At 66.0% G+C, this 10,631-nt stretch carries 11 protein-coding genes and 1 pseudogene; 4 read left to right on the forward strand and 8 right to left on the reverse strand.

Features of this window, described 5'->3' with window-relative positions:
* Positions 1-163 precede the first annotated feature (163 nt).
* Entirely contained in the window at positions 164-736 is a 573-nt protein-coding gene (locus KIH74_RS15250) for an RNA polymerase sigma factor (RefSeq protein WP_214156584.1), read from the forward strand.
* Positions 733-1,581: a hypothetical protein gene (locus KIH74_RS15255; RefSeq protein ID WP_214156585.1), complete on the forward strand. Its 849-nt coding sequence runs from the start codon at positions 733-735 to the stop codon at positions 1,579-1,581. The genes KIH74_RS15250 and KIH74_RS15255 overlap by 4 nt, the downstream gene beginning before the upstream one ends.
* Before the next feature lie 21 nt (positions 1,582-1,602).
* Here KIH74_RS15255 and KIH74_RS15260 read toward each other — a convergent pair whose 3' ends face one another.
* The 3 genes from KIH74_RS15260 to KIH74_RS15270 form a co-directional block, all read right to left on the reverse strand.
* Positions 1,603-3,297, reverse strand: a complete 1,695-nt coding sequence (locus KIH74_RS15260) for an endo-1,4-beta-xylanase (protein WP_214156586.1) — start codon at positions 3,295-3,297, stop codon at positions 1,603-1,605.
* Between the two features lie 324 nt (positions 3,298-3,621).
* Entirely contained in the window at positions 3,622-4,566 is a 945-nt protein-coding gene (locus KIH74_RS38620) for a BsuBI/PstI family type II restriction endonuclease (protein WP_214156587.1), read from the reverse strand.
* Positions 4,563-6,104: an Eco57I restriction-modification methylase domain-containing protein gene (locus KIH74_RS15270; protein WP_214156588.1), complete on the reverse strand. Its 1,542-nt coding sequence runs from the start codon at positions 6,102-6,104 to the stop codon at positions 4,563-4,565. The genes KIH74_RS38620 and KIH74_RS15270 overlap by 4 nt, the downstream gene beginning before the upstream one ends.
* Positions 6,105-6,359: 255 nt before the next feature.
* Here KIH74_RS15270 and KIH74_RS15275 point away from each other — a divergent pair, with 255 nt between their 5' ends.
* Positions 6,360-6,704, forward strand: coding sequence for a hypothetical protein (locus tag KIH74_RS15275; protein ID WP_214156589.1), 345 nt, complete (start codon positions 6,360-6,362; stop codon positions 6,702-6,704).
* Between the two features lie 257 nt (positions 6,705-6,961).
* Positions 6,962-7,120 carry a hypothetical protein gene (locus tag KIH74_RS15280; protein WP_214156590.1) on the forward strand — a complete coding sequence of 53 codons (159 nt, stop codon included), beginning with the start codon at positions 6,962-6,964 and terminating at the stop codon, positions 7,118-7,120.
* Between the two features lie 204 nt (positions 7,121-7,324).
* Here KIH74_RS15280 and KIH74_RS15285 read toward each other — a convergent pair whose 3' ends face one another.
* From KIH74_RS15285 to KIH74_RS15305, 5 genes and pseudogenes are all read right to left on the reverse strand, one after another.
* Entirely contained in the window at positions 7,325-8,071 is a 747-nt protein-coding gene (locus tag KIH74_RS15285; protein ID WP_372492056.1) for an AraC family transcriptional regulator, read from the reverse strand.
* Positions 8,072-8,126: 55 nt separating this feature from the next.
* The gene (locus KIH74_RS15290; RefSeq protein WP_214156592.1) at positions 8,127-8,345 is read right to left on the reverse strand and encodes a TetR family transcriptional regulator; all 219 of its coding nucleotides are present in this window, start codon (positions 8,343-8,345) and stop codon (positions 8,127-8,129) included.
* A gap of 329 nt (positions 8,346-8,674) precedes the next feature.
* A complete protein-coding gene (locus tag KIH74_RS15295) occupies positions 8,675-9,292 on the reverse strand; it encodes a TetR/AcrR family transcriptional regulator (protein ID WP_214156593.1) in 618 nt (205 codons plus the stop codon).
* Positions 9,293-9,360: 68 nt separating this feature from the next.
* Positions 9,361-10,228: pseudogene (locus KIH74_RS15300) on the reverse strand (SDR family NAD(P)-dependent oxidoreductase); the annotation flags it as partial.
* A 15-nt stretch (positions 10,229-10,243) separates the two neighbouring features.
* Positions 10,244-10,631 (reverse strand): hypothetical protein (locus KIH74_RS15305; RefSeq protein ID WP_214156595.1); only part of this gene is annotated, 388 nt, incomplete at its 5' end.

Consider the following 10,631-nt stretch of genomic DNA (forward strand, 5'->3'; position numbering starts at 1 on the left):
GACGAGAGCGACGTCGTCCGGGACATCCGCGACACCGAGGCGGCGTCCGAGACCGCTCCCTCATGGATGCCGGCGGCGCGGCTGCCCGAGTGGCGTCGGGCCTTCCCTCAGATTGATGACGATCACCGCGACACACATGGGCGAAACGCGACAGGAACAGGGCATGGACTCCACCATTCCGCCGTCCTGGGAGCGGGAACAGCGCTTCCGGGAGATGTACGACGCGGCGTACGCCGATCTGCTGCGGTACGTACGCCGGCGCGTTCATCCGTCCCATGCCGAGGACGTGGTCGGTGAGGTCATGCTCGTGGCCTGGCGCCGTCTGGACGATGTTCCCGCCGACCTCTCGGCGGCGCGCGCCTGGCTCTTCGGTGTGGCCCGCAAGACCCTCCAGAACACGCGCCGCCGCGAGGACCGGCACGATGCGGTCGGGGTCCGTCTGGCCGACGCCCATCATGGTTCCGCGGATGCCGGTGAGCTTCCCGACCTGGTGGCTCACCGGGCCGACATCGCCGCGGCCTGGCCGTTGCTGAGCCCACTGCACCAGGAGGCGATCGCGATGTCCGTGCTGGACGGGTTCACCGCGCCCGAGGCAGCCGCCGTACTCGGCATCTCCGCCACCGCTTTTCGCCTGCGGCTCTCCCGGGCCCGGCGCACCCTGCGGCGCCACGTCGAGTCCAGCCCCGCCGAAGCCCCGATGCCCGGCCAGCTTGCTTCCGACAGGAGCCCCCGATGAACCAGCGCGCCTTCGACGCCATGACCACCGCCGCTCTGCGTGACCTCGACCCCGCCGGGCCGGCCGACCTGAGCGATGCCGAGCACGAACGCGCCGACGCGACGTTCGCCCGGATCCTGGCCACTCCCGGCCCTGATCCGCTCCCGCAGGAGCCGGACCGGCTGCGTCGGCGCCGTGGCCGGCTGCTGGTGCCGGTGGGCCTGGCCGGCGCCGCGGTCGCCGCGCTGTTGCTCAGCGGCGGCAGCCCTGCTTTCGCGTCCTGGACGCCGAAACCCCAGGTGTTGACCGGCGCGGCCGCGACCGAGGCCGTCACCGCGTGCCGCGCCGCCTACGGACTGTCCGATCAGGGAGCGCCGGCCGTGCTCGCCGAGCGACGTGGCGAATACACCTACGTGCTCATCGAGGGCCCCCGGGCTGAGGCTTCCTGCTTGATGTCCGACAGGTTCCTCGAGCAGGCGGACTACCGGAACCCTGGGAACGGATTCATGGGCGGCTACACCGCAGACCCTGCCGGAGCCCCCTCGGTGGCACGGGACGGCCTCGTCGAGACTGACAGCATGGGAGGCAGTTTCACCGTCCCGAGTCGCTGGCCCTTCATCACCCGCGACGGGTGGGCGGACTGGGTCGCGGGATATGTGGGTAGCGACGTCACCGGTGTCACCGTGCACCCCCCGGTGGGTCCCGACGTCGAGGCATCGGTCGCCAACGGCCGGTTCGCCACCTGGTGGCCGAGGGGCGTGCTCAAGGGCGACAACCCTGGTAAGGGCGGGGCGTGGAGCTACACCGTCACCCTGACCGACGGCACCACACGAGCGATCACGGATCCTCGACCGACAGACTACTGAATCTCGCTGCGGGCCTGCCCCTTACGAAGACTTCAGTAGTTGCTTCATCGCCTGGTGGGCCGGTGTCGGGTGTCCCTCGTCGAAGAGGAGGTCGTGGCCCTGCTGGACGCTGCCGTCGTCATCGACCCACCAGTCGTAGCGGTCGTCCACGCCCCAGGTGGTGTAGGAGACGCAGGTGGGTGAGCTCAGGCAGGTGGCCAGCACGTCGGCGTACTGCTGCGCCTGGATGTCGGTCCCCTCGTCGTCGGTGACGTCGTTCTCGGAGATGCGCGCGTGCAGTCCGGCGTCCTGGACGTTGCTGAGGGTCTCGGTGAGGTCGTCGGTGGAGATGGCGTCGGTCTCGATGTCGTAGACGTGGGACTGGAGGCCGACGCCGTAGATGTGGCCGCCCTGTGCGTTGGTGTCGCGGGCCAGATCGAGCAGGGCGTCCTGGCGCTCGCCCGGCACGTCGGCGCCGTTCTCGTTGATGAACTGCCGGACGTCCGGATCGGCGTCGTGGACGGCCTGGGAGACGATCGCCGGGTAGCCGGGCCCGAAGGTCTGGTACCAGATGTTCTTCTGGAGGCTGGTTCCCTGGTCGACGTCGAACGGCTCGTTGACGACGTCGAGCGAGGCAAGCCGTCCCTTGAAATGGGTGACCACGGTGGTGATGTAGTCGAGCAGGACCTCGGCGCTGGCCTGGCGATCCTCTTCGGACCCGGTGGGGAGCTCCTTCATCCAGCGGGGCATCGCTTCGGTGAAGGCGATGGTGTGCCCGTGCACCGTCATGCCCTTGCTCTCGGCCATGGCGAGGATCGCGTCGGCCTCCTCGAAGGTGTACACGCCCTGCCGCGGGGAGAGGAACTGCGGCTTCATCGCGTTCTCCGGGGTGATGGCACCGAAGTCGCCGACGAACTCCTGCGCGTAGTCCGCGTCCGAGGCGAGCGGACCGAGCGCGACCGCCGCACCGATCTTGAAGCCCGGACGGACGCGGTCGGCGAGCGACTGAAGCCCTTGCGCCGACGGCTGGGCCCGCTCGACGGCAGGACCTGTGGTGGCCAGCGAGGCACCCTCGTCAGCGGTGGCGGTGAGGGAGCTGACCTCGAAGGAGCCCTCGTCGCTGGAGAGCCCGAGCCAGAGTTCCCCTGACTTGAACACCTCACCGAAAGGCGTTGAGGCCACCGTGTCTCCGTCGCTCGCGATCTCGATCGTGTCCCCGGTCCGGTGCACCGTGATGGGGGCTTGCGGGTTGGAGAGCGTCACGTGCTCGTCGTACACCGGTTCGGGGTCCGTCACGTCTTGCTGGGACGAGCCGTCGAAGACGATGACCTCGAGGTCGTCATCGTCGAGAGTGAGCCGCAGGCCGGCCGGTTCGATCCGGAACTCGTCGGCGATCACCGGTGGGCTGTCGTAGAGGGCCCAGGCCGCATCGTCGGTGACGTCGGTGAAACGCGCGCTGAGGGAGAAGTCGCCGTCGGTGACCAGATGTGTGCCGGCCAGATTGAGCGGCGGGTTCGCCTGGCGTCCCCCGTTGTCCCGGTCGACGATGCTCAACGCGGTGGCGGTGACCCGCAACCCGTCGCCGTCAGCCGCCACCCCCGGCACGTGCTGCCAGTCCTGCTGGCGCAGGTCGACGACCCCATCCTCCTGCGATGCTGAGGCCTGCCCGGTGCATCCCGCGACAGCGAGCAGAAGACCCGACGCCAGCGCGACCAGCCTGCGCGAATGCCCGGCCATCGGACTCCTGAACCAAACTGCCTCATTGCCGACCACGCCCGGATCCTAGGGGATGGTTTCGGCCGTCATCCTCCTGGCGAGATGAGGACCGCGCACCAGGACGCTTTCTGTCTGAGCAGGGTTACGTACGCACCGCAGCAGCTGGCCGGGTCGGCCACCGCCCGCAGCGGGCGAAGCCCTTTCGATGACGTTGCGGTCCCGGTCAGCGAGTACGCCTGAACGGATTCGCCCCTGACCTCTTGGTCAACAGCATCGCACTCGACGTCACCGCCTGGCTCCGAAGGCGGCCCCGGGCGCCTTGCGTCCCCGCAGGCTCAGGCTGATTCACTGATAGGGGCCGAGAAATCGCTCGCCATTGAAGTGGATGAGATGGGTGGGATCGTCTGCACACCAGACTTCCGTTTCCCAGGCAATTTCGTGCAGATACTTTCGCATCTCGGCGCGGGAAGGAAAACAGCTCACATAGACCAGCCCGGCAGTGGACCCAGCGAACAGCGTCTGGAGTTCGCCGTGGCGCTTGGCATCGACGGGCCCGTGCGAAGAGGCAGCTTCCATCAGAACGAGCCAATTTCGATCCGGCATGTAAACAATGACGTCCGGCATCTTGCCATGGACGTCGACGGTCACTCCCAGCCCGGCAAGGGCTCCTTGCTCCCACACCGACCATTTGGCATCGGCATCTCCCAGGTAGAATACCTGTCCGCCGGGCAGGAAATACGCGCCGAAGTCCTCGACGATCTGCTTGATCAGGACGTTCTGTCCGCCAGGACTGAGGGTGAGAGCAGTTCCGTTCAATGTGGTGACGGGGATACGTTCCAATTCGCGCGCTGCTGCGTACCGCTGACTCAGACCCGGGAGATCAGCGAGGTACTCCGTCAATTCGTTGTCGAAGTCAGGGGTGCCATAGGCGCGAATCACAGCGAGCGCTCGGTCAGTGACCTGGTAGCACCACTTCGGTGAGTTCACCGGCCGACCGGGGTCATCGGGATTCTGCTCGATCAGCATGACTTCGGCGAACTGGTGCAAAGTCCGACGGCGCACAGTCTCACGAGTGTTGGGCTTGTAATCGACGCCGTACTGTGCGCGGATGTGCTCCATGATCTCTACGGTCCGCAGCCGTGGGTTCCTCGCCGACGACCAGGGAGCCTGGGGAGTTACTCCGAGGAGAACAAGAAGGATCAGTGCCGAACGTTCGTTTGATCTTTCAGCGTCGAACCCGAGCGAAGTCAGTAGTGTGCGGGCTTCGGCGACACGATCGGCGCCGTTCACGAGCTGAAGCCGTCAACGTGCTGGGCCACCAGGGCGTCGATCACGCCCTGTTCAGGCATGGCGTCAAGCGTCAGAGCTGCGCCAAGAGCGGCCAGATTGTCGAGCGACGGGTAGCGCATGGACTTCAGGTCGCCCACGTTGACTTGGGTGTGTCCGGAGAACGTCCGGAAATGATCATCGAGCACGCTGCTGTTCAACCACAGCGCGAGTCCGTACGCAAGGTCCCTGGGGAGCCCGTTCTTGTTGATGTGTATGAAGTTCAGTTTGTTGTCCAGTCCGAGCCACTGATGTGCTGTTTCGCTCGGCTCGTAGACTGCTGCGACTACGCGTCGTCGTTCTTCCTTCGAGGAGAAGCGTTTGACGAGCACGAAACGTCCGTCGGCGACCAACCACTTGCGGGTGTCGTCATTGACGACGATTGCTTGGTCCTTGGTCCTGACGAGCGGCCAGCGTACGGCGCCGCCGAAGATGTTCGACGGGTAGAGCAGGGGTACACAACCCCGACCGAGCTGCGGCCGGGTGTGTTCCCGTAGCCGAAAATCGACGACCGGGCCGGTTGAGGCCTTGACGCCGAGCGCGGGGAGATCGCACGGCAGCCTGTCGAATACGGTAGCCAGTGCCGAGTGCTCGTCGGTCGTTGGGAGACGAACGAAGCTGTCGGGGTCGGATGGTTTGACGACCTCCGCATAGGGCACGGAACGTAAGGTGGCGTCGTCATCAGTTCCGTGACTGATGGACAGCAGGACGTCTTTCCGTGTGCCGGCCTTGGTGGCAGAGAAAATAATGTTCTCCTGGAGTACGCCACCGTCAGCGAACACGCTCTTACGGCTGTCGAAGAGATGAATGCGGTCCAGCGTCACGGCATCGAGGAAACTTTTCCGGAAATTTTTAAAATAGGTGCCGTTCGCGAACGACCTGGGAGTGATCGCAGAAACTTGCCCGCCGTCGGTCAGCAGGTCGGACGCGATCAGCAAAAAGGTAGAGTAGATGTTCGGAGTGTCGAGGGCGTCCGGCGCGAGCCGGGCACGTTGGGAAGCCGACAGCTTATAGTAGGGCGGATTCACGGGGATGAGGTCGAACTGGCCCAGTGGCGCTGACGCTCGCCGCAAACCGACGTGCATATCAAGGAGGTCGTCATGGACCAGCTCCGTCGACACCTTGACATTCAGCGCCCGCCCCAGCGCGACGCAGTCATCCAGCGTGTTCGACAGGGCCGGCAGGATCGCAGCATCTATTTCTGCGGCCACGATCTCAATCGACTTCGTGATCTTGTCACCCATGAGTCGGGTGACGAGAGCCGCGGTCAGCGATCCAGTCCCGGCACCGGGATCGAAGATCCGCACCTTGTCCCGCTCAACGAGCGTGAACATGGACACGATGATCTGCGCGGCCGGCACCGGTGTGAAGTACTGGCCGTGGGCGGCCTGAGACTTCGGATCGAGGTGGCTCATGACTTCGGTGCGCCGTCGCTCAACTCCTGATAGGAACTCGGCAATCATCGAAGCATCCGAGCCAGGAGGGCCGGCGGTCACCGTCATGTCCGCACCCTATGGCTGGAGTGCTCCACGGGGCCACGCCAGCATGACGGAGCGTTCCGCATGCAGGAGCGTCTCGGTGGGGGCCTGACCTCGTTCAGGATGCGTTCCTCGACAGACAATACAGTCCATATCGGCACAGGCTGATGCGGCGCAGATGTCGCGTGTTGTCCCGCACTCCGGCACCGGTAGGCAGCCTTCGAGAGGGGTGCCGATCTCGACGTCGTAGCAGCAGCATTGGGCGCTTTCGCCACTGCAATGACATCCGTCCTCGGCAGGCTGGATACCCAGGGCCGCGCCGACCTGACTCGGCAGGTCTCGGTCCTGTCGGGCGAAGTGGTCCGCGCCTGGATGGTGGAAGCGGTCCTTCGCTGCATTGAGGGGGATGCCGCCGCTCTGGTGGGTATTGATCCTGGGCTGGTCAGTCGCATTCATCTGAACGGCTTGCGTGTGCTCACCGACGGCTATCTCACTGACCGGGAATCTTGGCCCAACGGCCTGATTCCGGCGGCCCTCCTGGTGCTGCCGGCCTTCGGGCACAGGATTTCCGGAGACTGTTGGCACAGCGGCCCCGTTAACACCCGCAATCGTCAGGCCTTGTGACAGCCTGAACGCGAAGCCGTAGCCGCCCGCCGTCATCGCGGGCTGTGCGGTGGGTGATAGGCGGTCCGGCCCCGAACAAGAAGCTGCGCGACGCCGGCGGCGCCGTACCGGATCACGGTCACGATGATCAAGTACAAGGCCGCAGGGGAGCCTCGGAGCAGGCATCCGACAACTCCAAGACCGGCACCCTCATGAGTTCGCTGGTCCAGATCAGCTGTCCCGCAGCCATTCGTAGTGCAGAGGAAGGAAGCGACGCCATGCGTAGCATCTTCTGGAACGACCTCCAGGAGTACCTCAAGAAGCCTGAGTACCTCCGTGAGTACGTCGCACAGTCCGTACGCGTCACGACGACCGATCGCCTGATCAACGCCCTCACCGCCGAGGCCTGCGCCATCGAACGAAAGCAGAGGACATGACGGAATTCCACGACTGGGACAACATCCGGGCCGCGCTTGACGATGGTGACACCGAGGCGATGGCCCAGGAGCGAGCGCGCACCAAGGCATGGATCAGTGCCTTCCATCTGGCCGAAGAACGGAGAGGCTTCGGCATGCCACCCCACAGCACCGAAGCAGCTGACGCGGGGCGCAGCCAGCCTGCTCAACCAGACCGAGCAACCTCTACCCCTGCCCCCGCAGGTAAGTACCCGGCGTCTGCCCCGTGACCCGGCGGAAGGCCACGATGAAGGCGCTCGTCCTCCGGTAGCCGACCTGCCGGGCAACGGCGTCCACGCTCGTGCCCGCAACCAGCAACTGCACGGACGCGCGAATGCGCACCTGAGTACGCCAGTGGGTGAAACTGAGCCCGGTCTCGGTCTGGAACAACCGGGACAGCGTCCGCAGCCCGGTGTGGGTGAAATCGGCCCAGGCGGTCAGCTCTCGGGGGTCGGCGGGGTCGGCGACGAGCTGTTCGGCGATGACGCGAACACGGGGGTCGGTGGGCATCGTCACGTGGATGTCGTGCGGCGGCAGCGGGGTGAGCAGACCGAACATCAGTGCCTCAGCGTGTTTTCGCTGGTCCGGCTCCGGATCCACGGAGTGCAGGAAGGTGATCAGCTCCCGCAGCAGCGTCCCGCCCGAGACGCCGGTGGGCCGGGACCAGGTGATCGGGCACCGGTCCGGATCGACGGTGATCATCGTTCCCTCTCCAGGTCGTAGCAGCGTCCCGCTGTGCTCGATCCCGCCCGGCACCCACAGCCCATGTCCCGGTGGTATCAGCCACTCCCGGTCAGCGGCCGTGATCAGCGCGGTCGCCGTCCAGGTCCACAGCAGCTTCGGTTCCGGGTGCGTATGCATCCCGGTCTGCTGACGCGACCGGGATTCGCCCCGCTCGATGCTGAGGATGGGCGATCCGCCCCGCTCACTCACCCGAATACCCCACTGACAGCACCATTCCGAGGACCGGATGCGCCAGGTACACCGCTCACGCCGGCCTCTGCCGCAGCGCCAGCCCATCGATGATCATGGCCAGCCCGGCTTCGAAGGCCGAGGACTGATCGAAACCTGGGACGTCGGGGGCATCTTCATCCATGACCGCGTCGGCCTGCTCCTCCAGGACGCTGCCGACCGTGAACCGGCTGGCCGCCAGCATGGCCATCTGGGCGTCCTGCTCGGGCATGCCCGATTCGACCAGGAACCACATCTTAACTCGCGCAACGCCTTGGTCAGACAAGCAACAAGATCCTGGTGCTGGACATCTGGCGAAGAGGTCAGGATCAGGCTCCCGTTGAGCAGTTCGGTGCGCCCGAGTTCATGGGGAGTGCCCCACAGATCCTCGATCGTCAACGGCCGACGACGCGCCAGATGCATGAGCCTGGCCAGGTGAAGATCAACGTCGTCCAGCGGTTCCGTGGGTCCAGCGTTCATCTGCCACCGCCTCCACCACGCTCCACTTTCATGTTCGTCACCGACAGCCACGTCATCGTCGTGAGCCTCTCGTTTCGCAACGCAAGATCGGTCAAGCGCCAGCAATCACCGCGCAGGCCCGACACCGTCGAGCAGATTGGCGACCAGGGCCTCGATGAACGCGTGCGTGACCGGTTCGTCGGGGACCAGCAGGCGGTGGTAGACCGCTCCCCACAGCTGATCGACGAGAACCTTCACATCGACGTGCTCGCGGATCTCCCCACGGTCCTGTGCCTCGGCCAGTCGCCGGTACGCCAGTTCCCGGCGTTCCGAGGAGTACCGGGCGCGGATGGCGAGGGAGAGTTCGTGATCGGTCTGCGAGGCTCCGACGAGCTCCAGGTAGGAGCGGCCGACCGGCGACTGCATGACCTGCGCGAACGAGTGCAGTTGCTGGAGCAGGTCGGTGCGCAGATCGGTGTTGTGGTCGAAGGCCAGGGGCTCGGACACCACGTGAAAGTAGGCCTCCAGAGCCAGGGCTCGTGGTGACGGCCAGAGTTTGTACAGGGTCGTCTTGCTGACGCCCGCCGCCTTGGCCACCCGGTCGAAGGTGAGATCGGCGGTTCCCTCGGCCACGATGAGCTCACTGGTCGCCCGCAGCACGTCGGCCTGCACCTCGTCGATGGGCCGGCGGCCGCGCCCGCGCGTGCGCGGCGCGGCCCCCGGTCCCTCGGTCTTCCTGGTCACGTTCCGATCCTCTCCCCAGCTCTACCCGACGAGAGTGTAGGCAGTGCGACGAGGCCGACGTCGACGGATCAACGGGCGACGGTGAGCAGATCGTCCAGGCCGATCCGGGTGAGGAACTCGCCACGCACCCGGTCCGCCACGTCGCTCACCTCCTGCGGCCCGTCGTCCACCGGGTCGATGTGCACCCGGAACGGCCTGGATCCGTTGGGCAGGGCCACGATTCGCCGGATCTCGTCCGACACCATCGAGGCCTGGGCATCGGGCGGGGAGAGCTCGGCGAGCTTGAGCCCCACCTGGTCCATCAGCCCGGCGTACCGCGTCTCATAGGCATCGGCGACGACCTCGTCGGCGGGCCGGCCGCTGTGCGAGAAGTGGTTGGTGCCCTGGGTGAACGATCCGGGGACGACGATGGACGTCTCCACTCCCCACCGGGCGAGTTCCCCGGCGTAGCTCACGGCCAGCGAGTCCATGCCGGCCTTGGCCGCGAAATAGGGCGCCAGGTAAGGCGGGGTGCCGCCCTTGACACTCGTGCTGGACACCCACAGCACCAGCCCTTCGCCCAGCTCCCGCATGGACGGCAGCACCGCCCGGTTCACCCGCTGGGTGAACAGCACGTTCACGTCGTACAGCTCGGCGAACTGCTCGGGCGTGAACGCCTCGGCCGGGCCGACCACCATGTGCCCGGCGTTGTGGATCAGCACGTCGATCCACCTCGTCAAGAATGTGGGACGCCGCTGCCGTCACCGATTCGTCGGAGACGACGTCGAGCTCGACAGTCCGCAGATCCACTCCGTTGCGCGCCGAGTAGGCCGCGGCGGCCTCGACCCGCTCCGCGTTACGGCCCCGCGTGTTGCAGCGCCACGCCTCCCAGGACCGAGCCGACCAGGGCGGCGCATGCCCGGTCGATGTCGGCCCGAATCCACACGACGATGCGCCTTCCCACGAAAGCCCTCATGACTGAAGCTTTCCGAGCATGTCACTGATCCGCTGCCGGGCACCCGCGTCGCCGCTCTCGTAGCGGGAGGCCTGACGCAACAAGGCGACGGCCTGCACCGGCTCACGGTCCTGGATGATCTCGGCCAGAGCGATACGGGCCTGCACGCCCCGGCGGTCGAAGCGCCGGCGATGTGCTTGCAGCCAGGCGAAGTCGGCATTGGGCTGGTCAGCCAGTTTCCCGACGTGCAGCGCAACCGCTGTGCGCAGCAGATTTTCACGGTCGGGCGAATGGGGTGTGGCGTTGATCAGGGCCTCGGTGAAGATCCGTACGTCGACGTCCAGGAAGTCGGCAAGGCGGTAATGACCGCCACCGTTGACGACGGCGTTCACCGACTCGTCCTGA

The sequence above is a fragment of the Kineosporia corallincola genome (assembly GCF_018499875.1).
Classification (GTDB): Bacteria; Actinomycetota; Actinomycetes; order Actinomycetales; family Kineosporiaceae; genus Kineosporia; species Kineosporia corallincola.

Coding starts and splice junctions, on each gene's coding strand:
- KIH74_RS15290 (WP_214156592.1), bottom strand. CDS start 8,345: ATGTGGTTCCTGGTCGAATCGGGCATGCCCGAGCAGGACGCCCAGATG.
- KIH74_RS15250 (WP_214156584.1), top strand. CDS start 164: ATGGACTCCACCATTCCGCCGTCCTGGGAGCGGGAACAGCGCTTCCGG.
- KIH74_RS15260 (WP_214156586.1), bottom strand. CDS start 3,297: ATGGCCGGGCATTCGCGCAGGCTGGTCGCGCTGGCGTCGGGTCTTCTG.
- KIH74_RS15280 (WP_214156590.1), top strand. CDS start 6,962: ATGCGTAGCATCTTCTGGAACGACCTCCAGGAGTACCTCAAGAAGCCT.
- KIH74_RS15270 (WP_214156588.1), bottom strand. CDS start 6,104: ATGACGGTGACCGCCGGCCCTCCTGGCTCGGATGCTTCGATGATTGCC.
- KIH74_RS15255 (WP_214156585.1), top strand. CDS start 733: ATGAACCAGCGCGCCTTCGACGCCATGACCACCGCCGCTCTGCGTGAC.
- KIH74_RS15275 (WP_214156589.1), top strand. CDS start 6,360: ATGACATCCGTCCTCGGCAGGCTGGATACCCAGGGCCGCGCCGACCTG.